This window comes from Undibacterium sp. FW305-107, from assembly GCF_058788535.1.
The window spans coordinates 553,321-578,417 of record NZ_JBYTAV010000001.1; the positions used below are offsets into that span (position 1 = coordinate 553,321).

The following is a 25,097-nucleotide window of genomic DNA, read 5'->3' on the forward strand; positions in this document are numbered from 1 at the left end:
ACGCGCGCCTGGATCAGCCAATCACAAACAGCGGCTGGCCGTATTCAACAGGCTGACCATTTTCAACCAGAATCTGTTTGATCGTGCCTGTGAAATCGCTTTCGATTTCATTCAGCAATTTCATTGCTTCGATAATGCAGAGGGTGTCGCCAGCATTCACGCTTTTGCCGATATCAGCAAAAGGAGCTGCGCCAGGCGCGGAGGAACGGTAGAAAGTACCAACCATAGGGGATTTGACAATATGACCATCCGGCACGACTGGTGCTGCTGCAACAGGTGCGGCCGCAGCGGTGGCCGGGGCTGCGGCAGGCATCATTTGATGCTGGGGCTGCTGCATCATGACGACCTGATTTTGCGGCATCGCAGAAGATTTGACGATGCGGACTTTGCCTTCACCTTCAGTTACTTCCAGTTCAGCGATATCTGATTCTGCTACGAGGTCGATCAGGGTCTTGAGTTTTCTTAAATCCATGTGGAATCCCCTTGAAAAAAGTGGTTCTGAATTAATTGGGACGCGCAATACTGAGCATGACAATAGCTCAGGGAATGCCGCCGAAGTTTGGATTATATACGAAATAAGCTGGCATTATCAGCAAATTACGCGAAGATGCGAGAATTTAAATATTTTTCAGGGAAAAGTCAATCGCCAGACGGTAACCTTCAGTACCGAGGCCACAGATGACCCCTTTGGCAATTGCAGACAAGTATGAATGATGTCTGAAGGCTTCTCTTTGATGTACATTTGATATATGCACTTCAATAAACGGGATCGCCACGCCTGCCAGGGCATCCCGCAAGGCAACACTGGTATGCGTCAGGCCGCCCGGGTTGATGATAATAGCATCGACTTGCTCATTTCGTGCAGCATGTATGCGGTCAATTAATGCGCCTTCATGATTACTTTGAAAAAATGACAACTCTGCGCCCGCTGCTTTTGCCTGCTCCTGTGCCGCTGCTTCTATCTCGGCCAGGGTGATAGCACCATAGGTAGCAGGCTCGCGCGTACCGAGCAGGTTCAGATTGGGGCCATTCAGCAGCAATAGTTTGCGCGCCATAGTCACATTCAATTTGACGAAGATGGCCGCATTTTGCCGCTAATCGACGCAGATTGGCAAGGAAAAACGATGCGACTTCTATTTTTCCAAAGAATATTTGGCAATATCGGTATGCAATTCATCCATCTTCAGACGGCCCAGATAAGATTTCACGACCTTGCCCTCGCTATTAATCAGTACAGTAAACGGCAAACCGCCACCGGTGTTACCCAATTGGCGCGAAAGCTCAGAACCTTCCATGCCCGCAGAAAACAAGGGATAGCTGATTTTATATTTTTTTGCAAAATCAGCAATATTTGTCGGACTATCTATGCCCAGCCCAAGTATCTGTATGGACTTGCCTTTGAATCCATCTTGCATAGCTGACAATTCAGGCATTTCCTGAACGCAAGGTGCACACCAGGTTGCCCAAAAATTAACCACCAGGAATTTCCCCTGCCATTCAGTCATGGATTGTGGTTTGCCCTCACTATCCTTGAACTGCTGCGCCATTAATTGCGCAACCGACTTGTCAGCCGGCGGCTTGGGCGTGGTCTGGCGGTTGCCCGCATAAATCCCCAAACCCCCAAACAACAAACCCAGCGCCACGGCCAGGGCAATAAACTTCTTATTCATAGACATACTCATTAAGGGCAACATTGCAGCTCAAGGCAGGGATATTAGCTTAGCTGGGAGATTTTTGCTGGAATGAATACGGATAGATCAGGCTCTCCAATATCAATATAAAAACTCAACCGGATTGCAAATCAAGGGCAATAAGCACCATAGAAAACGCCCCATAAAATGCGCGCGTTTTCTCAACCGGCCATCTTGATCTGTCACCTCTACGGCCTAATGCGCCCCACCTGCATCCACAGGTACCGCCGATTTCTTCGGTTTTGTCAGCCACACCAGACCTATCAGGCCGATGAACATATAGGCCGACATCCAGAAAATATCCGTCGCGGCCATGGTGCTGGCCTGTACGCTGATAGTGCGGTCGATGATAGCGTAGGCGCCTTGTTCTGGTATGCCTTGCTGCATCAGCCCCTGCACGGTCTGCACAAAGTTGGGAAAGCTGCTACCGGTGTTTTCTGCAATCTGGGCATGATGCAGGGTGCTGCGGCTGTCCCAGATGGTGGTCATGATGGAAGCCCCCATGCCGCCGCACATGATGCGCACGAAGTTCGATAAACCCGATGCTGCCGGGATTTTATCCGGTGGCTGGCCTGACAGGATGATAGACGTCAATGGGATAAAGAACATCGACATTGCCGCGCCCTGTATCAGCGTGGGAATCAGCAAGGTATAAGTATCCACTTCGGTATTAAATCGCGAGCGCAGGAAGAAGACCAGCGCAAAACCCAGGAAGGCAGCAGAGGCGACTTTTCTGGCATCCACCTTGGGCAAGATCTTGCCTATGATGGGCGACAAAATAATCGCGAAGATACCGACTGGTGCCATGACTTTACCCGCTTCGGTCGCGGTGTAAGCCAACTGCGTTTGCAACCACAGCGGCATGATGACCAGACTGCCAAAGAACAAGCCATAACCTATCGAGATAGCCACCACACCGGCACTGAAATTGCGCCCCTTGAACAGCGACAGATCAACCACCGGATGATCTTGCCCCAGTTCCCAGACCACGAAATAAATCAGACCTATCACAGCAATTACGGTCAACAGGATGATCTCGCCAGAATTGAACCAGTCCAGCTCTTTACCCTTGTCGAGCATGATTTGCAAAGCGCCGACCCAGACCACCAGCAGGAACAAACCAACCTTGTCGATAGGCAGGCTCTTGATGGCAGATTCGCGCTTGCGATAGATGGACCAGGTGGCCCAGGCAGTAAACAAACCTACCGGGATGTTGATATAAAAAATCCAGGGCCAGGAATAATTGTCGGAGATCCAGCCGCCAAGCAGCGGCCCCATGATGGGGGCGACCAGGGTCGTCATGCCCCATAGCGCCAGCGCCATGGAGCTTTTCGCGGGAGGGTAACTGCCCAGCAATAAGGCCTGTGAGAGCGGGATCATGGGACCCGCAACTGCGCCCTGCAAGATCCGTGCAGCGATCAGTATCTCAATATTGGGTGCCATGCCGCACAGCCACGATGAAATGACAAACAGCAGGATGGACGACAGGAACAACCTGACCTGGCCAAAATGCGTAGTCAGCCAACCCGTCAGCGGTACAGAAATCGCATTCGCTACCGCAAACGAAGTGATGACCCAGGTACCCTGCTGTGGCGAGACGCCCAGGTTGCCAGAGATTGCCGGTATCGATACGTTGGCAATAGACGAATCCAGCACATTCATGAACACCGCCAGCGACAAGGCCAGCGTGCCCATTGCCAGCTGCCCACCTTTCAGTGGTGGATGCGGTGCCTGAGGACGTGGCGTGCTCATTACGCACCCTTGCCTGTGGTTTTAATTGCGGCAGCGCTGTGACTTTCTTTGTGATCGTCTTTATGATCTTTAGTGCCCGGCAAATTCGCCGCGATAATCTCGGCGATACGCTGGTCAGCATCTTTACCATTTTGCTCAAACACTGCAGTCTGGTAGGCAGGAACGGTGCGTGCCGCTGCAGTTACCGGTGCGCCCTGCTGCTGCGAGATATTGACCTGCACCTGCATGGAGACACCGATGCGCAATGGGTGCGCTTCCAGCTCTTTAGGGTCGAGGCTGATGCGCACAGGTACACGTTGCACAACCTTGATCCAGTTACCGCTGGCATTTTGCGCAGGCAGCAAGGCAAAGGCAGAACCGGTACCGGCTGACATGCCAAGCACCTTGCCATGGTAAGTCACGTCGCTACCAAACAAATCAGAATGCAATTCCACATCCTGGCCTGTACGCATATGGGCAAGCTGCACTTCCTTGAAGTTGGCATCTACCCACAAGGTATTCAAAGGCACGATGGACAACAAGGGTGCACCGGGGGCGATACGCTGGCCGACTTGCACGGCACGCTTGGCGACAAAACCATTCATGGGTGCTGGCAGGCTGGTGCGGCTCAGGGCCAGCAGGGTTTCACGTACACGGGCGGCAGCGCGCAAGACATTCGGGTGCTGGGTGACGGTGGTGTTTTCTGTCAGTGTGCGATTGGATGTCAGTTGTTCATTGGCCGCTTGCAAGGCAGCTTCTGCACTCTTGACGGCATTGCGGGCATGCTCCAGTTCTTCAGCAGAGACAGCACCTGTGCTCAGCAACTGGGTGCGGCGTGCCAGGTCAGATTTGGCCCTTTCGACTTCGCTACTGCGCAGGCTGACATTGGCTTGCAGACTGCCATTATTGGCAAACAGTACGCGCACTTCACGTACGGTCTGTGCCAACTGAGCTTCGGCCTGATCAACAGCCACCTTGGCATCGGTCTTGTCGAGCTCCACCAGAGGCTTGCCTGCCTGCACAACATCAGTGTCATCAGCATGAATGGCGACTACCGTACCGGCAACTTGTGACGTCACTTGCACGACATTGCCGGCGGCATAGGCATCTTCAGTATGTTCAAAATTGCGGCCTACTGTATACCACCATGCGGCATAGGCAGCAATTGATGCCAGCACGATGAGGGTGATGATGATCAGTAGCACGCGGCGCTTGCCATTTTTTTCTGGTGCGTATTCAGCCTGAACAGGAACATTGACAGGTTTGTTTTGATCTGGGGCGTTCATAACGCGGCCTCCGCTGTGTTTTTAACTTGAGATTGAATGATGTTTTTATTACTGCTGGCGGCAGTGGAATTAGTCGCAGGCAAGGCCTTGCTTTCATAACCACCACCAAGCGCCTTGATCAGGTTAATGCGCGCTTCTGTATGGCGCGCAGCCAATTCCAGCGAGAGTTTTTGCTGGGACAGCACTACACTTTCCGCAGCCAGCACGGGCAGCTTGTTGGCAGTGCCCGCCTTTTGTCTTTGCTGTGCCAGTTGCAGCCCTACACGGGCAGCTTGTTCTGCAACCTGCTGCTCTACCAATTGTGACTGGCTGGCTTGCAGTATCTGCACCTGGTCTGCTACTTCATGCAGGGCATCGGTCAGGCTCTGGTTATAGGTCGCCACAGCCACGTCATAAGCCGCGACCTTGCCCTTTAATTGCGCACGCAGGCGGCCACCTTCAAATATCGGCAGGCGTATCGCCGGGCCAACACCTATGATGCTGCTGCCGCTATTGAGCAAATTACTCAGGCCCAGGCTGGATAAACCGGCAAAACCAACGATATTGATATTGGGATAAAACTGGGTCTTGGCGACATCGACATCACTTTGCCCCGCTTCTACACGCCAGCGGGCAGAGACGATATCAGGACGGCGGCCCAGCAATTCCAGCGGCAAATTACCTGGCAATGCCGTGTCTGCCACGGGCTGGAATTTGGGTATGGCGATCAGCCTGCCTTCTTCTGGACCCAGACCCTGCAAGGCAGCGATCTGGTTGCGCGTCAATGCCATGGCTTCTTGCCATTGGGAGATTTCATTTTTAAGGCCAGACAATTGCACCAGGTTTTGCTGTACTTCTACCTTGGTATCAAGACCGGCTTTGACACGTTGTTGCGTCAGGCTGTCAAACTGTTCACGTACTGCCAGTTGTTGCTTGCTGAGTTCCAGTTGTGCATTCTGACGTGCCAGTTGCAGCCAGGCGCGGGCAATGGCATTGCTCAGCATCAGACGCACACTTTGCGCTTCGGCTTCTGCCACTTTTTCCTGAGACATGGCGCTACGCATTTCTGCACTGTGCTTGCCCCAGAAATCCAGTTCATAAGAAGCATTGAAACTGATCTGGTTATTCGTATTGTAAGTACCTGCCAGTGGTGGCGGCACCAGGCCATGCTCGGTAAAACGCTGGTAAGTGCTGTCCACACCAAGATTAACTGAAGGCAATTTACTCGCACCCACAGCAGCAGCGGCTGCCTGTGCAGCCTGCAAACGCGCGGCGGCGACCTGCAGGCTGGGATGGTTTTCCAGCGCGCGGCCTATCAATACCTGCAACTCTGCACCACCTATGCCTGTCGCCCATTGCAGGTCGGGCCAGGCCGCATTACCGCCCTGATCAGGGAAAGCCCCTGTTTGCGCTGTCAGGGTCTTAAGCTGCGCATGGCTTTCAATACCCTGATAGCTGACGCAGGCCGACAGCAGGCACAATGCAGATGCACTGAGCAGCAGGCGCAGGCTGGCTGCGGCTCTGACTGGCTGGAAAAGAGATTTTTTCATATGGATGATGTCAAAAAACGATGTCAAAAATTAATGACTAAAATTGGTGAATGAATTAATTGCCCAAGCAACTAATTATTCTGTGCCATCCATGCTTCAAGGGTAGATCTGTTGGCCAGCAATTTGCGCAAGAGATACTTGAGAAAATTGATTTCCTCAGGCGCAAAACCTGTAAAACCCACATCCAGCACTTCTGAATACACGGCTGGCAATTGCGCCGCCAGGGCCTTGCCACTGGCGGTAAGTGCCAGCTTGAACAGGCGTTTGTCGTTGTCATCCACGATGCGCTGTACATAGCCCTTGGCTTCCAGCTTGTCGAGCGTGCGTTTCATAGCAGCAGAATCGATAAACAGCTCGCGCGCAAGATCAGCTGCCGTATGGCAAGTGCCCATGGACAGCATCATGAACACACTCCCTTGAGCGTGAGTGATATCAAGGCGGCGCAGCGACTCATCAATCGCCCGGGACAGCATGGTACGGGAACGGGCCAGCAGATAACCGACGCTTTCTTCAACCTGATGGGCAAAAAACTCTGAATTTTGATTTTCGTGGTTCATGGCAGCAACAATATTCATTGACTAGTCAATAGTCTATACCAGTTTAAAATTTTTTGCAGGACAGCATGAAAGCCGCCACCACGCATAGGTAAGCACCTTGTTTTCATAGGAAAATGCAGTGAAATGAAGGGGGATAAGAATCTGATACACTGCCAGCCGAATCGCTATGGCGTCACAAAAAATGACAATTGCAGAGCAATGAATCAATCGTGTGGCAATAATTCATCAAAAATCAAAGCGACGATAGTCCCTGCAAACAAATGCAGAAACACAGATAGAAAATGGCGTAATTGTAGAAGTAATATATTCTGACCTTGCCAGATAGGGCATGGGCATGACCCTGGCATGAGATCGTGGCAGGAGCCACATAGATTGCCCGACAAGTCAAAGCACAAGCCAGGGGTGCCCGACAGATGATTTAAAGACTCAGATGAAGTTTATGACGAATACCCTTGCTTTGTTCTTGTCAGTTCATCCACCTATTATCACTGTGAAGTCGCCCATCAATATCGCACCGCCATGAGCGGTAAGATCACCCATTCTGGCAGCAGGCATGCCGCCAATCATGACAGTACTCGAGCCTTTGGCTATGCAATCAGGCGGCCCGACACAAACCAGCATGTCACCCACCCTGGCAGCAGGCAGTTTGCCTATCAGGACATTCGGGGCACCAGGCCCTGTGACAGGGCCACCAACATGAGGAATGGGACCTGTAGTCATGGGGCATTGATGAAAATCAGTGACGCGGGCTGCAGCTGGCATGAGGTGATGTCCTGTGTTTTTTGAATACGTTCTTAATTAATCATAACCATGCTACCCCTGATTATCAGCTCTCCACTGCTTTGCAGCTTGGCCCCGGCATCACCGCTGGCGCTGTATAGTGACTGGGCTCGTTGCTGAATGTTCATCCCCGAGATATTGACGTCTCCACCATTACCGGCAATGGCAATCCCGCTCTGCCCCATGATGCCGATATTCTGACTGCTCTCCACGCTGATATTGCCCACACTCTTGATTCTGATACCACTGCTTGACATCACCAGAGAATTACCGTTCTGGTCACTAATGGCGATGCCGCCCGTGCTGTCATCCAGCACCACTTTATTGCCCTTGGGCGTATGCAAGCCCAGCACCTTGTTTTGATCATCAAACAGGATGCGCAAATCTGATTTGCTGACGATACCCTTGATGGCGTTACTATCTTCAGGTTTGAATATGGAAGCTGGTTTATTTACCTGACTATATAAACTGCCAAGTATCACAGGATATCGCGGATCCTGGTTCAGAAACCCAAGCACGACTTCGTCCCCGATCTCCGGCATGAAGAACGTCCCTTGCCCATTACCCGCATAAAAACTGGCAAGCCTGGCCCAGACCCCGCTCTTGTCATCAAACAGCGGTACATCGACAAGAATGCGGTATTCGCTGGCAGGATCATTGGCAATTTGTTTGACGACGGCGTTGTACATACCGCCTATGCCTGGCAAAAGACCGGCTGCCTGCGGTGCCTGTGAAGATTGCTGTTCAGCCTTGGCTGGCAGGCCTATGCTGATTTCAGTATGCCAATTGCCTTCAATGATTGCGTGCCTGACTCTGGAGATGAAATGCTCGCCATTAAAGCGCGCACCCGCGCCCTGCAGTGTCAGGTATTTACCTGCACCGGGCAGGCTGCTTCCAGCCATGTTCACTGTGCCGGTTATCTTTGCCAACTGACTCTGGCTCATTTGTGCCTGCGCCCAGGCGCTCAGTACGTCCTGGCTTTCAGCAGTAGCCGTCTGCAATACAAAATTATCTAGTGCGGCAACCGCTGACAGGGTCTTGCTGCTGATATTGCCGGGTCCGGGCCTGGTATTTTGTGCCTCGGCATTGATCATGCTTTGAGTCGGATAATCCCATGACCTGGCACTGACCTGCCCCAACTGGCTGAGCGCATTCAGTTCAGCAGTAAAATTCAAGATGTCGACACCATAAGTCGCAGTCAATACCGGTGTGTTGTTTTTGGCAGGGTCAAATACACTGACCGTGTTGTTGATTGCCGTAATCAGCATGCCATTGGCTGCGGCCCTGCTGACAATGAAATCCCAGTCACTGACGTAATACTGTACCAGTGTTGGCAGTGGTAATACAGTGTCACTGACCACGCCTGCCAGGCCATAGCTGCCTATGAGCTGCTTCATGGCATCACTGTCGCTGCTCTGAGCCCAGCTTCTGCTATGTCTGCCTACTGTCATTTTGACGGCTTCATCCTGACATTCTATGTTCAGGATGGAGCCAGTATGACCACCATGTATGGTTTGCTTGCAAATAATGCCGAGGAAAATGGATGCATTACGTCCATCGTAACCCGCTGCAATACTGATCTTGTTGCCAGGTACAAAGACATCTGAAGCACTGACGGCAAAACTCTCAGTCGCCAGGTCGCCATCGAGGATGCTGATGGTCGCACGACTAATACCGTTGATGGATTGATCTGTGACGACACTTTGAATTTGCATACTCACAGGAATGGCCTTGCCATTGACCTGGATCTCAAACGTGACAAGAGCACCTGCTGCAGTATCACCCATTACTTATTCCCCTCGGTTTTGGTTATCGACAGCCGTAGCAGAAGGTCGCCACGTGCATAAAAAGAAAGTGCCAGAGACAGTGCACACGTGCTAATTCAAACAAGCATAGCTGGATTTCAAAAGAGCCCATTGTGCCGCAGACTGCTGCCATCATAACAACAAATAAATCGCTGGCCAGCGATTTACTTCATTGCAAGCACAGAGATGTCTATAAAAGCGACGTTTTGAAAGCGACGTTTTATTTTCAAATAAGAAATAAATGAATTCCGGTTGAAAATTTTTCCTGAAATCAAATACCGCCCTCTTACTGGATAAGGCAGATGCCAAACCAGACACTCCTCAAAATTATCAAGAAAATCATATCTAATTGCCAATGCGTTCTATAATCATTACATATTTAGCATTTTCTCAACGATGAGACGCTTTCCTGCTAGTAATACGCATTGACAAATAATGGAGGGCTACATTTCATGACGACCATGACAGCCTTGAATACCGACCTCCCAGAACCTGCACAAAAAAAATTTCCGATTACCGCCCTGGCAATCGGTTTTGTCGTTCTGGTCTGCATGTCCCTGATCCTGGTACAAGCCTGGGTCACCTGGCGTGCCCGCGAAGTGCAATTGGCGGAAACCGAAAGGGCAACTTCCAATCTGGCGCGTTCTGTAGGCCAGCATGCTTACGATACGATCAAAGGTGCCGACACTGTCCTGGTTGGCCTGGTCGAACGGCTGGAAGTAGATGGCACGGGAGAATCAGCTCTCGCGCGTTTCCATGCCCTGGCGGTAAAGCGCGTCGAGGAATTACCACAGTTACACGGCATTTTTGTCTACGATCAAAGTGGTAACTGGGTTGTCAACTCTCAACCTGCTCTCAAGAAAAATGCAAACAATTCTGACCGGGAATATTTTATCTATCATCACGACCACGCTGACCGCGGTGTCCACATAGGTCCGCCTATCAAAAGCAAATCTACTGGTGAATGGATCATTACCGTTTCCCGCCGTTTTAATAAAAGTGACGGCAGTTTTGCTGGCGTGGTACTGGCTACCATACAGATGACTTACTTCAAGAAATTTTACGAGCAGTTTGATATAGGTGAGACCGGTGCAATTTTCGTTGCACTGAGTAATGGCACGGTGCTGCTGAGGCGACCTTTCGAAGAGAAATCCCTGGGCAGGGATATTTCGCAACTACCGCTATTTCGCGACTACCTCCCCGCCGCCAAAGTAGCCACCAAGACCTTTACCTCCGGCCAGGATGGCATCACACGCATCAACAGCTACCGGCAACTGGACAGCTATCCGCTGGTGGTTTCTGCCGCATTGTCCAGGGATGAAGTGCTGGAAGAATGGAAATCGAATGCCATTATTCATGCTATTGGCGTGGCATGTCTGGTGTTTGGTCTGGCCATTATAGGATCGCGCCTGATCAGGCAAATAGCGCTGCGCGTGCAGGCAGAAGATGAATTGCAAAAAGCCCGCAGCTCGCTGGAACAATTAAACCGGACACTGGAAAAACTGGCCATGCAGGATGGCCTGACCGGGCTTGCCAACCGGCGTCAGTTTGACATTGCCTTAAAAGATGAATTCAGCCGCGCCATGCGCAATGCCAGTTCACTGGCACTGATCATGATTGATGTCGATTGCTTCAAACAATATAACGATATCTACGGCCACGCCGCCGGTGATGAATGCCTGCGCGCCATCAGCAAAGTCGTCGCTGCTGGCAAGCACAGGCCAGGAGATTTGAGTGCACGTTATGGCGGCGAAGAAATGGCTATCTTATTACCCGGTACCGATGTAGCCGGTGCCATGAAAGTCGCTGAAAACATACGTCAGGCAATTTACCAGCTGGAACTGAAACACTCTGGCAATGCCACCGGCGTGGTCACCGTCAGCGCTGGCATTGATGCCTTTGTGCCCGTCAGGGAAAACAATCTGCCTCTGCAACTGATAGAAGCTGCCGACAAGGCACTGTATTACGCCAAATCCCAGGGGCGCAATTGTATTCGTGTTGGAAATGGACATTTGGCCTGAATCAAACACCGGGAATGAACTTGCGTTTATAATTATTCCGGTAATTTATAAAGGAAGTTCTGCACTTTCATGAAAATGTCCCGTCCATCCCGTGTTCTTGCGGTGTTTGTCATGCTGTGGAGCCTGCTGTTCATGCAGCTGGCCGTAGCAGCTTACGCCTGTCCGGGAATGGCCACGTCCAGTGCCGCCGAGGTTTCCATCACTGCCAGCGTGGCGATGCCGGATTGCGCAAGCATGGATCAGGATCAGCCCGCACTTTGTCATACGCATGCAGAAAATCCGTTTGGCAAGCAATCCGCCGATAAACCAGCCTTGCCTGATATACCAGCTTTTGTCAGTGCCAGCCTGCTGCTGATACTGCCTGCTTTTGATACGCTTCAGGCACCTGTTTCTGTATCCTCTATTCCAATCTCACTGGCACGTTCGACTGCGCCACCGCTCGCCATACGCAACTGCTGTTTCCGCATTTAATTTCCTGAACGCCTGATTCATCGTCACCAGCTTTTGCTGGTGTACGTCCTGTTTCTTCGTCTGGAGGTTTTATGTTTTTATTTTCTATATTGCCCCATCACGGGCACGTATACCCTGCATGTATTTTTCTTGCGGTATGCGCACTGCTACCTCTGGGTATCTCAGCAGCAGAATTGAGTCTGCCACAAGCCCAGCAACTTGCGCTGGCGCGTTCCAGGCAATTGTCTGCCCAGGACCTGGCCATCAGCGCAGCGCACGATATGGCCGTTGCTGCCAGCCAGTTCCCCGACCCTGTGCTCAAAGCCGGTATTGACAACCTACCTGTCAGTGGCCCTGACCGTGGCAGCCTCACGAATGATTTCATGACCATGCGCCGCATAGGTCTGATGCAAGAAATTACCCGCAGCGATAAACGCCAGCTACGTGCCGAACGCTATGAACGTGCGATCGATAAGTTCCAGGCAGAAAAAACGCAGTCCATGCTCGGTATTAAGCGAGACACTGCCATCGCCTGGCTGGATCGTTATTACAGCGAGCAAATGCTGGTGCTGGCCAGCGAACAGCTAAGCCAGGCCAGGCTGGAAATCCAGGCCGCAGAGCTAGCGTATCGGAGTGGTCGCGGCAGCCAGGCAGATTTGCTGGCTGCCCGCAGTGCACTGGCGCTGACGGAAGACCGCAACAGCGACTTGGCAAGACGCGCACGCAATGCCAGCATCATGCTGGCGCGCTGGACTGGCGAGACCGCCGCTGAGAGTCTGGGTGAATTACCCGCGATGGACAAGGTGGATCTGGATACAAATGCATTGGAATCCACTCTTGAGCACCATCCGCAAATCAGCATCTTGAACAGGCAAATTGAGCTGGCTGATACCGAAGCAAAACTGGCCGAAGCAAACAAGAAGCCGGACTGGAGCATAGAAGTCGCCTACCAGCAACGCGGCCCTGCCTATTCCAACATGATATCGGTTGGCCTGTCGCTGCCATTGCAATGGGACCAAAAGAACCGCCAGCAACGCGAACTTTCTTCACGTCTGGCTATGGCGGGCCAGGCCAGGGCAGAACGTGATGAAGCCTTGCGCAGCCATATTGCCGAAGTCAGCAGCTTGCTCAATGAATGGCATAGCAAACGCAGCCGCGTGAGCCGTTATGACAATGAATTACTGCCCCAGGCCGGGCAAAGGGTACAAGCCATCCTGGCCGCTTATCGCGGCGGCAAATCCAGCCTCAGTGACTTGCTGGCAGCACAACGCAATCAAACCGACATGCATCTGCAAGCCCTGCAACTGCAGGCGGAAACGGCAAGCTTGTGGGCGCAACTACGTTACCTGACGCCATCCAATGAAACAAAAACCACGTCAAGCGCCAACAAGGAATAAGCATGAAAACCAAACACATATTATTTGTTACCATTACCACCTGCTTACTGGTTGCTGCGGCTTATGGTCTGTATCAACTGGGCAAACATGAAGGTATGCAGCATTCATCGTCAGATAAAAATACAGGTCTGCCAGATGCTCGCGCAGTGAAAAAAATCTTGTACTGGCATGATCCCATGGTACCGGGTCAGAAATTCGACAAGCCAGGCAAATCGCCCTTCATGGATATGCAACTGGTGCCAGTGTATGCAGACAATGCTGATACGGCGAGTGAAAATTCCGTCAGCATCAATCCGCGTATACAGCAAAATCTCGGCATACGTATAAGCAGCGTGATACTGGGCAAACTCAACTCAGCAGTGCAGGCAGTTGGCAGTGTTGCCTACAATGATCGCGATGTCGCTGTGCTGCAAGCCAGGAGCAATGGTTTTGTAGAAAAACTTTATGTGCGTACTCCGCTGGACTTGGTGCACAGGGGTCAGCCGCTGGCAGAACTCTATGTACCTGACTGGGTGGCAGTACAAGAAGAATTTTTGGCAGTGAAAAACATGCAAGGCCAGGCGATCACTGGCTTGCTGGATGCTGCACGTCAACGCATGCGCCTGGCAGGCATGACGGATGAACAGATACGCACAGTAGAAAGCAGTGGCAAGCTGCATGCGCGCATCACGGTCAATGCCCCGCTGAGTGGCGTGATGACAGAATTGTCCGTGCGCGAAGGCATGGCCGTGAGCATGGGCACACCCATGTTCCGCATCAATGGTGTAGATACGATCTGGGTAAATGCCGACATCCCGGAGAGCATGGCGCACAAAGTACAGATTGGCAATTTAACAGAAGCAAGGACAGCATCGCTGCCTGGCATGGTTTTCCGTGGCAAGGTCACCGCTATACTGCCACAAGTGGATAGCAATACACGTACTTTGAAAGTGCGCATGGAACTGGCTAATTCTGCTACCGGTGCTGCTGGCGCACGGCTATTGCCAGGCATGTTTGCCGCCCTGAGTTTTACCGCTACGGCGCATAAAGATACTCTGCTGGTACCCAGTGAGGCTATCATCAGCACAGGCACCCGCAACGTGGTGATCCTGGCGAAGGACGGCGGCAGGTTCATGCCTGTCGATGTGGAGGTAGGTGAGGAAGCCAGTGGTCAGACTGAAATACTTAAAGGCTTGCAAGCCGGGCAAAAAGTTGTAGCCTCCGGCCAGTTCCTCATCGATTCAGAAGCCAGTCTGAAAGCGAGCGTGGCGCGCATGGAAGGTGCCACTTCTGCGGCTTCTGTAACTGCCCCCTCGGGAGTTGAAAATTGATTGCACAACTCATACGCTGGTCCATCATCAACCGTTTCCTGGTCTTGCTGGCCACACTGATGTTAACGGCTTGGGGCATCTGGGCTGTGGTACGAACACCCGTGGATGCCATCCCTGACCTGTCGGATGTGCAAGTCATCATACGAACAAGTCTGCCGGGCCAGGCACCGCAGATTGTGGAAAACCAGGTCACTTATCCACTGACGACGACCATGCTTTCGGTACCTGGTGCCAAGACCGTGCGCGGTTATTCTTTTTTTGGTGATTCCTTTGTCTATGTCTTGTTTGAAGATGGCACGGATTTGTACTGGGCGCGTTCACGCGTGCTGGAATACCTGAACCAGGTACAGGCCAGGTTACCGGCACAGGCAAAAACTTCACTGGGTCCGGACGCTACAGGGGTAGGCTGGGTCTACGAATATGCACTGGTTGACCGCAGCGGCAGAATGGACTTATCACAACTGCGTGCCTACCAGGACTGGTTCCTGAAATTTGAATTGAAATCGCTGCCGAATGTGTCAGAAGTTGCCAGCATAGGTGGCATGGTGCGCCAGTACCAGATCCAGCTGTCCCCGGATAAAATGCGCGCCTATAACATCACGCATGGCAAGATCATCGAAGCCGTGCAAAAAGCCAATCAGGAAAGCGGCGGCTCCGTACTGGAACTGGGTGAAGCCGAATACATGGTGCGTGCCTCTGGCTATTTGAAGAACCTCGACGATTTTCGCAAAATACCGCTGACGACGACAGGTGCCGGTGTGGTCGTCAGCCTGGGCGATGTAGCGCGCATACAGGTGGGGCCAGAAATGCGGCGCGGCATTGCAGAGCTAAATGGTGAAGGTGAAGTCGCTGGTGGTGTGGTCGTCATGCGCTCGGGTAAAAATGCCCTGGCCACCATAGCCGCCGTCAAAGACAAGCTGCATCAACTCAAGCCTGGCCTGCCACCTGGCGTGGAAATTATTCCCGTGTATGACCGCTCTGGCCTGATCACGCGGGCAGTGGAGAATCTACAGCATAAACTGCTAGAAGAATTCATCGTGGTAGCCGTGGTCTGTGTCGCATTTTTATTTCATCTGCGTTCAGCCCTGGTGGCGATAGTATCGCTGCCTCTGGGCATACTCGCAGCTTATATCATCATGCATTACCAGGGAGTGAATGCCAATATCATGTCCCTGGGTGGCATTGCCATTGCGATTGGCGCCATGGTCGATGCTGCAGTCGTCATGATAGAAAATGCACACAAACATATCGAAGCCTGGCAACATGCGCACCCGCATGACAAACTGGCGGGTGAACAGCATTGGCAAGTCATTGCAGAAGCCGCCGCAGAAGTGGGGCCAGCGCTGTTTTTTTCTTTACTGATCATAGTCTTGTCCTTCATTCCGGTATTCACGCTGGAAGCGCAGGAAGGCCGCCTGTTTGCGCCGCTAGCCCTGACCAAGACTTATGCCATGGCAGCGGCGGCAGGTCTGGCAGTGACCCTGATTCCTGTGCTAATGGGCTACCTGATACGTGGCAAGATACCATCTGAACACAAGAACCCCTTGAATCGCTTGTTGATTGCGTTATACCGTCCCTTGCTGGAAAAGGTTTTGCAATTCCCCAGGATCACTCTGCTGTTGGCTACATTGATAGCCGTGTTGACAGTCTGGCCGCTGGCACGCCTGGGTGGTGAATTCATGCCGCCTCTGGATGAAGGCGATCTGCTTTACATGCCTACTGCACTGCCTGGCCTGAGTGCAGGCAAGGTGAGCGAGCTTTTGCAACAGACTGACAAACTGATCAAGAGCGTGCCTGAAGTACAGACCGTGTTTGGCAAGGCTGGAAGGGCCGAAAGCGCGACTGATCCGGCACCGCTGGAAATGTTTGAAACTACCATACAGTTCAAACCGCGCGATCAATGGCGCGCAGGCATGACACCGGCAAAGCTGCTGGAAGAACTCGACCGTACCGTCAAGGTACCTGGCCTGTCCAACATCTGGGTACCACCAATACGCAACCGCATCGACATGCTGGCGACCGGTATTAAAAGCCCGGTAGGTATCAAGGTCGCTGGTGCTGACTTGAAGGAAATCGACAAGATCACCAGCGAGATAGAACGCATCGTCAAAAGCGTTCCCGGTGTCAGCTCTGCCCTGGCAGAACGCCTGAACGGTGGCCGGTATATTGATGTGGATATCAACCGCGACCTCGCTGCACGCTATGACTTGAATATCGCCGATGTGCAGAGCATCATCGCGGCAGCCATAGGAGGTGACAATATCGGTGAAACGGTGGAGGGTTTGCAGCGTTTCCCCATCAACCTGCGTTATCCGCGTGAGCTGCGCGACTCTGTAGAAAAACTGCGCCAGCTACCGGTGTTGACTGCAAGAGGTGCGCAGATCAGTCTGGGGGATATTGCCAGCATACGCATCAATGATGGCCCGCCCATGCTGAAAAGCGAAAATGCCAGATTATCCGGCTGGGTGTATGTCGATATCCGCGATCGCGATCTCAGTTCGACTGTGCGCGAGATGCAGCAACGGGTCAGCAAAGAAGTTCGCTTGCCTGCGACTTACTCCCTGTCCTGGTCGGGCCAGTTTGAATACCTGGAACGCGCCACCGCCAAACTCAGGATCGTCGTACCAGCCACACTGCTGATTATTTTTGTATTGCTGTACCTGACCTTCAAGCGCCTGGACGAAGCTGCGCTGATCATGGCTACCCTGCCCTTTGCGCTCGCGGGTGGTGTCTGGCTATTATGGCTGCTGGAGCATCAATTATCAGTCGCTAGCGGGGTTGGTTTCATCGCCCTGGCAGGTGTCTCGGCAGAATTTGGTGTCATCATGTTGCTCTACCTGAAGCAGGCCTGGAACCAGCGTCTGATGCAAGGTCAAAACAGCGAACAGGATTTGCTCGGTGCCATACGCGAAGGCGCAGTGTTGCGCGTGCGCCCCAAGGCTATGACAGTGGCTGTCATCATCGCCGGACTGGTACCCATCATGCTGGGCAGTGGCACAGGTTCAGAAATCATGCAGCGCATTGCCGCCCCCATGGTGGGTGGCATGATCACTGCGCCGTTACTGTCGATGTTTGTAGTACCTGCGGTGTACCTGCTGATGCGCAGGCGCAGCTTGAAACAAGAATAAGATGGATACCAGGACACGCCACCTTGCGGTGGCGTGTCAATATTGTAGACCAGAATCACGCTGTCAATTTCAATTGCAGACTGTTCGTAGTATAAGTTGGCGTTGCAGTAAATCCGTCAACCGTGATGCTGCTAAATTTACCTTTCAGGCTGCCAGCATTGATGACGGTGAGAGTATCGCCAACGCTGGGTTTATAGCCATTCTGGAAGCGTATGCGCAAGCTGCCGCCAGCGATGGTGACTGTGCTGCCAACCTCCATCTGGCTTTGCGCGCTACGCAGGTTAATCTCCAGTGCACCGCTGGCCAACTGTGTGTATTTGCCTGCGATAGCCAGATTGCCTACGGTATTGACGACCACGCTGGCGGCGCTATACACATCGCCATTACCAAAAGCCGTGGCAGAATTGGCTTCAACCGTACCGGCATCGACTTGTGTGCCACCAGTCCAGCTATTATTGCCAGCCAGTTTCAATATCCCGCTACCGAGTTTGCTGAGCTTGCCGTTGCCATTGATATCATTGCGCCAGATATCCATGGCATAGAAACCACCCTTGCTTGCATCCATGTTGACGATGACATTGCCGACAAAACTGCCGTAACCGTCTGCTGCTGCAAACAGGTTCAGCCTGCCCCAGCCCTCGGCATCATCCATGATGGGGTAGCCAGATGCCATGGCTGTGGTTTTCAGGACCACGCGTCTTTGCGCGTCGCTCAAATAGGGCAAGCGGGTTTCCAGCAAGACTTCTGCGCCTTTCGGTACGACTGCCGCCACATTGGTGGCAGCGATGGGGGCAAAACCATAGGTCATGCGGCGCAGGTAATTGGCCTTATTGCTGACATAGTCAGCAAAGCGGTCTGTGCTTGCAGTGGCAGAATGGGCATAGGTATTGAAGCTGTCTGCCGTGGTATTGGTTTGCGTGATCAGGGTGGCGTGGGCCTGTGCATAAGCTGCGGTTTTCTTCGATGCATTGGCGCCATCATACAAGTTGGCAGCAGCCACGGCTTGCGCCTGTATGCGGCCACTCATAACATCCAGTGGTGAATGCATGCCTGCCATGATGCGGTTCTCACCCAACTCCAGGCCACGGCTCAGCAACTCCTGGAAACGCTCGGGCACCAGATAAGCCATGGCAATGACATCGCGGGTCGCTTCTGCCGAATGACCGCTGGTGGAGCCGCCATCGGTTGCCGGTGTCGTGCTCTTGGCTGGTGCCAGCGATGGGGCGACGATGACCTGGTTACTCCAGCGGTAAGGGCGCGCATACTTATAAAAACGCTTGGCTGGTTCGGTCGAGCCATTATTGCCTATCAGCGACACCAGATCGACGGCATTGCCAAAGTTGGCATTGGCCGTGCCACCTACGCCTATATTATTACCACTGTCATTGTATAAAACCGTGCCTGCATCTGCGGGTATGGCAGTGATGCTGGTAGTTTGCTGGGCTGCACTGCGCCATGCAGCTGTCAATGGACCCAGGCCATCGGTCACGCTATAACCTTTGCCACGGCGATCATCAAGGTAAGCAGCCAGTTCCTGCCCGGGCGTGCGTTTGCTGGTGAGGCTGGCAACGTAACTGATGTTGGCATCATGCACAGGGCGATTCAGGATAGCGCCATCTGGCGTGCCGTCATTTGGCACACCTGTCCATTTGGACGTGACCACTGCCGGGAAATTATCTACCGCAGGCGCAGTCACACCGGCATCCACGAGCAGGGTCAGCGGCTGCCAGATCGCCAGGAAGCCGGACAGCACGCGCACACCGGCATTGGTTTCCAGCGTCGCATATCTGGCGTCCCCTCGCTGGTTGCTGGCGACAGTATCGACAAAGGCTGGCACACCGGCAGGCACGGGTGCACTGTCAACCACGCCAGGATCTGCAGGTGGTGTTGGTATCACCAACGGGCCTTCAATAACGACAGTATCTGTCGACACGGTGTTCGAGCCGCCACTGCAAGCCATCAGGCCAAGTGCGGTGCTGATCATCAGGGCCAGGGACAGGCGTTTCAAGCAGTGAGTAGAATTCATGATGCAGGTCTGGTGTGAAGTGGAAAAGTCCGGCGATCATAAGGTATGCACATGACTGTTGTATGACAACCGATCACAAAACTAATTAAGTTTGTCAAAACGACCTATCACGCTCACCAATAAAGCGCTCTTATTCGCTCTACACTGACATTTTCATGACAATGTTGTAGGATGACTGCCTTGCAAACAGAATACCCAAAACCATGTCTTACCGCTTTACAGCTACCCTGCTCGCTTTGATATTAGGTTTCTGCCAGCTGGAAAGCCGGGCGCAATCTGCAACGCCCGTTCCCGCATTGAAAGACAGTGCCAAATTCCCCATCGGGGTCGCATTGAATGTGGGAAATGAGCTTGGTGATATGGCCGACATCAAGGAAAGTGCCGCACTGATCAATGCGCAGTTCAACAGCATCGTCGCAGAAAACGGCATGAAAATGCGCTTCCTGCATCCCGCCTTTGATACCTACGATTTTGCAGCCGCCGATGCGCTGGCAGATTATGCGCGCGGGCATGGCATGATCTTGCATGGCCATACCCTGATCTGGCACCATGACTATCAGTTGCCAGCCTGGATGAAAAACTATCAGGGTGACTGGCAGGCAATGTTGCGTGACCATATACAGCAAATCTGCAGGCATTTTGCAGGCAAGGTGAAGAGCTGGGATGTCGTCAATGAAGCGATAGATAACAAGCATCCCAAACAATACCGTGCCACGCTCTTTCTTGAAAAGCTGGGCCCGGCCTACATAGAACAGGCCTTCATCGCCGCCCATGAAGCCGACCCTGCAGCAGTGCTGTACTACAACGACTTTAACATGGAGAGCAAAGCCGACAAATTGCAGTTCATGCTGAATATGGTGGATGATTTTCAGCGCCGTCATATTCCCCTGCACGGCATAGGTTTTCAGATGCATGTCAGTGTTGATAGCCCGGATATCGCACAGATCAAAAGTGCGCTGCAGGCAGTGGCTGCACGTGGTCTGCAGGTGCGCATTTCAGAGCTGGATGTCAACCTGAATCAGAAACAAAAGGCAGCGAACCTGGATCCGGCTCTGGCGCAACTGCAAAAAGCCAGATACCAGGAAATTGTCAGTGCCTATCTGCAAAGCGTACCGCCTGCCCAGCGCGGTGGCATCACTTTCTGGGGGTTGCTGGACAAGGATTCGTGGCTGGTAGAAAGCAAACCCTACCCCGACTGGCCCCTGCTGTTTGACGATAAAGGACAGGCAAAGCCAGCATTCTGGGGAGTGCTGGAAGGTTTGAAGGAATAAGAATATCAGTCGCTCTTGTCCTGGTTATTACTGACGGTAGCAGGCCCCAGATAACTGGGCGGCAGCTTGCCATTGTCCAGCACTATCTTGTCGATCACAATGCCTGGGCGTATGCCATATACATGCAGGCGGTGCTTGCCCGCAGCCAGCTTGCCCAGGTTGGCGCGGATCATGCGTGTGGCATTCAAGACACCCTGCGCCCAGTCGGCACTGCCATCTTTGACATCCAGTTGCACCAATTGTGGCGCGCTATCATCAATGGCGATTGCCATTTCCAGCAAACTGCCACTTAGAGCATGCGTGGGGATCAGGTAAGCAACAAAGTCGTAATTATCTGGCTGCACCAATGTGAAATCATAATCAAGCCGAGGTGCCATCGTCACTGCCTGTGCCAATGGTATGGCTGAAGCAGTTGTCGGGAACAGCGCCATTGACCCAGTGCCTGTGCGACCCAGACCAGGTATCAGTTCCCAGCGCATGCTGCCGTGGGTACGTTGCTGATACTGCTCGGCTTCCATCGCCGTAACAGCTAATAAATTGGTTGATGATGCAGGAGGAATTTCAACAGCTTTCATCGGTCCTGCAGGCGACTGCCATTTGGCAATGCGCATGGATTTCCATTGCTCATCCGCCGGTTCTGCTGCCATGATGCCACGCCATTTGCCGCCTGCCAGTTGGCTATCCCAGTATGCATTGATTGCGCCCAATTGCTGGTCAGCGGCGATAGCGGCTGCGCTATTGCCACGTTCGGTTTCAAAATAGCGGATATTCGCCAGCGCCGCTGCATGCACGGGATAGGCCAGCAGCTCAAAAAAAGCATCTTGTTTGTCTGCGGGTATTTGCGGACGCAGTTTGTCTGCGCGGCTTTGCAATTGCCGGAATGCGGCCAGCCTTTGCGTGATTTCTGCAGCACTCAACTCACTGGGACGCGGGCTTGTTTTTGGCAACCACCATTGCAAATGTTCTGGCTTGCGCTGGTAATTCAACTGGTAATACTCAGCCAGGATGGCGGCAATTTCTGTCGCATGGACATGGCCAAATTCACGCGCTGCCCATTGCGGTAGATAATCCGGCAATTGCGCGCGGGGCCAGCGCTGTATATCCCAGGCCATTTGCAAAAAGAATTCTGTGCCAATTTCTGCCGGTTTCAAGTCACCGACATTGGCTATCCATATCGTGCGGGCACCGGCATCATAAGACTTGCTCATTTCTTCCCAGATCAGGGCTGGTGGTGTCGTGCCCAGCCACAGATAAGACAGCGGTGCACCAAGATAAGACAAGTGGTAATACACGCCGAAACCACCGGCACGCTGGCGTTCATCGCTGTTGGCAAAACTGCGCACATAGCCAAAATTATCATCCGGCCAGATGATGGTGACATCATCCGGCACCTGCAAGCCCTGGCGATACAGTGACAGTACTTCCTTATAGGCGCAAAACATTTGCGGCACTTGCTGTATGTCGGGGTTCACATATTTGCTCAGCAAGCGACGCTGGTCGCTAAAGATGGTTTCTAATACCTGCTTGCGCTCTGTATCGGTCTTTGGGCCCTGCATTTTGGAATCATGGATGCCGCGCATGCCCAGGGTATAAATATTTTCGTAACGGCCATTACTGCGCAGGCGCTCTTCCCAATAAGCACGCACACCTTCTGCATTGCTGACGTAGTTATAGCTTTCTGGCGCGGCCTTCCACTCGCCAACATTATTGCGCAGCATGGGCTCAGCATGCGATGAACCCATGAAGATGCCATAGTCATGCGCCAGTGCAGCATTTGCAGCCAACTGGTTAAAGGGCGGGCTGACGGCATGCATGGCTGGCCAAAGGGTATTGGCTTTCAGGCGCAACAACAGTTCAAATACTTTGGCATACGTTTTGGGGCCTATGCCTTTATGTTCAGGTTCAAAGTTTTTTGCTGCCCATACATGCAAGCCCCAGTCTTCATCATTGATGAAGATGCCACGATACTTGACCGAAGGCGGTCCAAAACGCCGCGTACCTGCCGCCATGTACAGCACATTTTTTTTCTCCGGCACCACATCAGCCCACCAGTGCCAGGGCGACACCCCTATGGCTTGCGACAATTCATAGATGCCAAAAGCGGTACCGCGCGGGTCACTACCGATAATGGCTACCGCATGATCAACACCGGGCATGGGTGCAGCGACAGTGGCAATGATGAAGCTTTCCCAGGCACCGCGCAGCTTGCCAATATCCAGCTTGCCTGCTGCCACCAGACCATCCAGCAATGGGGACTTGCCCAGCGTGCCAACCAGTATCAGGTTAGCGGGTGCAGCAGTCATAGCTGAGCCGATTACGGGCTTGCGTCCTGTGACGCGCCCAAAATCGCGCGCCAGATCCGCCGCCGCCAGATGCACCGCCCTGGCATCACCATCAGCAACCAGAATATTGCTGGGCTTGCTGGTATCAGACAAAGCCACATGACCGGGCCGGGCCACACTGCTGATCCAGTAGTCATCGACCTGCGCCTGTGCCAGATTGCAAGCCAGCAAAGGCAAGACCAGCAATCGTACAATGAACTGGCGCAGTCTGGCTGGTGCAAGCATGGTGTAGCCCTGTAGAAGAGATCGGTATGCTGCATTGTAGAAGATCATGAATTAACACTAACACGCACATAGCGGCAGAGCGCAAAAAATCGGCAAGATGATTGCAGGCAGGATGCAGCAAGCACTTCAGGTAATTTTTTGAAACAGTTTCCTGGTTGTTAAATACCCCTGCATCCCGTATCTTTGCCGCATCTTCGCCTACCACTGATTGCCATGACACCATCCCGCCTTGCCACAGCAATGACTGCCTGCCTGATCATTAGTCCGGTCTGGGCTGCCGATCTCGCCTATAAAAAACTCTCAGGTAATACCTTTGAACTGGTACTCAGCAGTGACACCAGCCTGACCGTGGACCAGGCACAAGTCATGATGTCGGAGCCTGCGACAAAATTGTGTAATGGCAAAATACCGGAATTTGGCAAATACAAATTTAGCCGTAATGAGCCTCTGGCAGGGCAAGCCGCAGATGGCAAAACCACGCTCAACATGGTGCAAATGCTGAGCTGCGTAGCAGACATACCAGAACGCCCCAAGGTAGTGAGTAGCAAACTCAGTGAAGATGACATCATCAAATTCAAGATAGAAGGCAAGAAACTCACCAATGCCTATATGTCAGCCATAGACAATGGCTACTATGAAACTGCCTACAACATGCTGGGCAGGCGTTTGAAAAATACTAACACCCTGGAAGAATGGCAAACCCGGGTTGCTGCCTATCAGGCGCAAATTGGCAAGCAAACCAACCGTGACCTGTGGCGCGTCACCGTCTACGAAAACCCCGCCAACTCACCGGAACCCGGTACCTATATCGCAGTTGACTATGAAACCAGGCAAAGCATCGCTCCTGTCACCTGCGGCTATCTGGTCTGGTTTTTGCCAGCAGGCAGCAAGAACAACTTCAGCCTGATGCGCGAAGAATATGGGCATATCTCTGAAGACATCCAAAAATCTACTGCGGCCAGTGATATGGGTAAGTTGCGTAAGCAGATGGGGTGCAAGGCGTAAAATCGTAATATGAATGGCCCTCTGCAGGATGCGTTGTAACGCACCTTGCAAGTTGAGATGCAAGCTTGCGTGCCAGGTTTATGCGTACGATTACCTGCTTAGAGGGCAACTGCCAGCAGCATACTCCCCGGTTACCAGCGCCGATACCTCGTGTAATTTTTGTCGGCGAAGTTGCTAATCAACAAGCCATCGTCAAGCAAAATATCAAAGAGTCGGTCTTCGACATCGCCAGGCTGCTGCTTCTTGTTCCCCGCCCGGTGATACCAGGCCATTTCAGGAGCATCTGACCGCTTTCTTTTCAATTCTGTGTCTATTTGATCAAGCGACATCTGTTTGCCGTCGTAGAAAATCCTATCGTCAGCGGTAACCAATATCTTGATTACTCTGGGTGCCACATAACTTGATTTGGCAGCATTTCTTTGCGGTGCGGGATTCGTGGCCAGCTCTGCATAGACGGGCGTTACTGCAAACAATAAAATGCAGATAGCTGTCTTCAGCTTCTTGGCGATATTGTTCATTCTTTCAATTGTTCTCATGAGAATA

At 52.5% G+C, this 25,097-nt stretch carries 19 protein-coding genes; 7 read left to right on the forward strand and 12 right to left on the reverse strand.

Features of this window, described 5'->3' with window-relative positions:
* Positions 1-13: 13 nt before the first annotated feature.
* From accB to vgrG, 9 genes are all read right to left on the reverse strand, one after another.
* A complete protein-coding gene (accB, locus tag AC3WQT_RS02645) occupies positions 14-472 on the reverse strand; it encodes an acetyl-CoA carboxylase biotin carboxyl carrier protein (RefSeq protein ID WP_492701973.1) in 459 nt (152 codons plus the stop codon).
* A gap of 145 nt (positions 473-617) precedes the next feature.
* The gene (gene aroQ, locus AC3WQT_RS02650) at positions 618-1,055 is read right to left on the reverse strand and encodes a type II 3-dehydroquinate dehydratase (protein ID WP_492701975.1); all 438 of its coding nucleotides are present in this window, start codon (positions 1,053-1,055) and stop codon (positions 618-620) included.
* 78 nt (positions 1,056-1,133) lie between these two features.
* Positions 1,134-1,670 (reverse strand): TlpA disulfide reductase family protein, encoded by a 537-nt coding sequence (locus AC3WQT_RS02655; protein WP_492701976.1) that lies wholly within the window; start codon positions 1,668-1,670, stop codon positions 1,134-1,136.
* 216 nt (positions 1,671-1,886) lie between these two features.
* Positions 1,887-3,443 carry a DHA2 family efflux MFS transporter permease subunit gene (locus tag AC3WQT_RS02660; protein WP_492701978.1) on the reverse strand — a complete coding sequence of 519 codons (1,557 nt, stop codon included), beginning with the start codon at positions 3,441-3,443 and terminating at the stop codon, positions 1,887-1,889.
* Complete coding sequence (locus tag AC3WQT_RS02665; protein ID WP_492701980.1) at positions 3,443-4,708, reverse strand: HlyD family secretion protein; 1,266 nt, start codon at positions 4,706-4,708, stop codon at positions 3,443-3,445. Before AC3WQT_RS02665 ends, AC3WQT_RS02660 begins: the two co-directional genes overlap by 1 nt.
* Entirely contained in the window at positions 4,705-6,237 is a 1,533-nt protein-coding gene (locus tag AC3WQT_RS02670; protein ID WP_492701982.1) for an efflux transporter outer membrane subunit, read from the reverse strand. The genes AC3WQT_RS02665 and AC3WQT_RS02670 overlap by 4 nt, the downstream gene beginning before the upstream one ends.
* 71 nt (positions 6,238-6,308) lie before the next feature.
* A complete protein-coding gene (locus tag AC3WQT_RS02675; RefSeq protein ID WP_492701984.1) occupies positions 6,309-6,794 on the reverse strand; it encodes a MarR family winged helix-turn-helix transcriptional regulator in 486 nt (161 codons plus the stop codon).
* A gap of 471 nt (positions 6,795-7,265) precedes the next feature.
* Entirely contained in the window at positions 7,266-7,556 is a 291-nt protein-coding gene (locus tag AC3WQT_RS02680) for a PAAR domain-containing protein (protein WP_492701986.1), read from the reverse strand.
* 32 nt (positions 7,557-7,588) lie between these two features.
* Positions 7,589-9,361 (reverse strand): type VI secretion system tip protein VgrG, encoded by a 1,773-nt coding sequence (vgrG, locus tag AC3WQT_RS02685; protein ID WP_492701988.1) that lies wholly within the window; start codon positions 9,359-9,361, stop codon positions 7,589-7,591.
* 470 nt (positions 9,362-9,831) lie between these two features.
* Here vgrG and AC3WQT_RS02690 point away from each other — a divergent pair, with 470 nt between their 5' ends.
* The 5 genes from AC3WQT_RS02690 to AC3WQT_RS02710 all read left to right on the forward strand — a co-directional run bounded on the left by AC3WQT_RS02690 (position 9,832) and on the right by AC3WQT_RS02710 (position 17,685).
* On the forward strand, positions 9,832-11,400 hold the full coding sequence (locus AC3WQT_RS02690; RefSeq protein WP_492701989.1) for a sensor domain-containing diguanylate cyclase: 1,569 nt from the start codon (positions 9,832-9,834) through the stop codon (positions 11,398-11,400).
* 69 nt (positions 11,401-11,469) lie between these two features.
* A complete protein-coding gene (locus AC3WQT_RS02695; RefSeq protein ID WP_492701991.1) occupies positions 11,470-11,871 on the forward strand; it encodes a hypothetical protein in 402 nt (133 codons plus the stop codon).
* A 173-nt stretch (positions 11,872-12,044) separates the two neighbouring features.
* Positions 12,045-13,247, forward strand: a complete 1,203-nt coding sequence (locus AC3WQT_RS02700; protein ID WP_492701993.1) for a TolC family protein — start codon at positions 12,045-12,047, stop codon at positions 13,245-13,247.
* A gap of 2 nt (positions 13,248-13,249) precedes the next feature.
* The gene (locus AC3WQT_RS02705) at positions 13,250-14,557 is read left to right on the forward strand and encodes an efflux RND transporter periplasmic adaptor subunit (RefSeq protein ID WP_492701995.1); all 1,308 of its coding nucleotides are present in this window, start codon (positions 13,250-13,252) and stop codon (positions 14,555-14,557) included.
* Positions 14,554-17,685 carry an efflux RND transporter permease subunit gene (locus AC3WQT_RS02710; RefSeq protein ID WP_492701997.1) on the forward strand — a complete coding sequence of 1,044 codons (3,132 nt, stop codon included), beginning with the start codon at positions 14,554-14,556 and terminating at the stop codon, positions 17,683-17,685. Before AC3WQT_RS02705 ends, AC3WQT_RS02710 begins: the two co-directional genes overlap by 4 nt.
* 55 nt (positions 17,686-17,740) lie before the next feature.
* Here AC3WQT_RS02710 and AC3WQT_RS02715 read toward each other — a convergent pair whose 3' ends face one another.
* Complete coding sequence (locus AC3WQT_RS02715; protein ID WP_492701999.1) at positions 17,741-19,711, reverse strand: acid phosphatase; 1,971 nt, start codon at positions 19,709-19,711, stop codon at positions 17,741-17,743.
* A gap of 203 nt (positions 19,712-19,914) precedes the next feature.
* Here AC3WQT_RS02715 and AC3WQT_RS02720 point away from each other — a divergent pair, with 203 nt between their 5' ends.
* Positions 19,915-20,982, forward strand: coding sequence for an endo-1,4-beta-xylanase (locus AC3WQT_RS02720; protein WP_492702001.1), 1,068 nt, complete (start codon positions 19,915-19,917; stop codon positions 20,980-20,982).
* Between the two features lie 5 nt (positions 20,983-20,987).
* On the opposite strand, the gene AC3WQT_RS02725 is transcribed toward AC3WQT_RS02720, so the two are convergent.
* Positions 20,988-23,549: a glycosyl hydrolase 115 family protein gene (locus AC3WQT_RS02725; protein WP_492702003.1), complete on the reverse strand. Its 2,562-nt coding sequence runs from the start codon at positions 23,547-23,549 to the stop codon at positions 20,988-20,990.
* Between the two features lie 213 nt (positions 23,550-23,762).
* Here AC3WQT_RS02725 and AC3WQT_RS02730 point away from each other — a divergent pair, with 213 nt between their 5' ends.
* The gene (locus AC3WQT_RS02730; RefSeq protein ID WP_492702005.1) at positions 23,763-24,554 is read left to right on the forward strand and encodes a DUF4019 domain-containing protein; all 792 of its coding nucleotides are present in this window, start codon (positions 23,763-23,765) and stop codon (positions 24,552-24,554) included.
* A gap of 131 nt (positions 24,555-24,685) precedes the next feature.
* On the opposite strand, the gene AC3WQT_RS02735 is transcribed toward AC3WQT_RS02730, so the two are convergent.
* Entirely contained in the window at positions 24,686-25,090 is a 405-nt protein-coding gene (locus AC3WQT_RS02735; RefSeq protein ID WP_492702007.1) for a hypothetical protein, read from the reverse strand.
* Between the last annotated feature and the right edge of the window lie 7 nt (positions 25,091-25,097).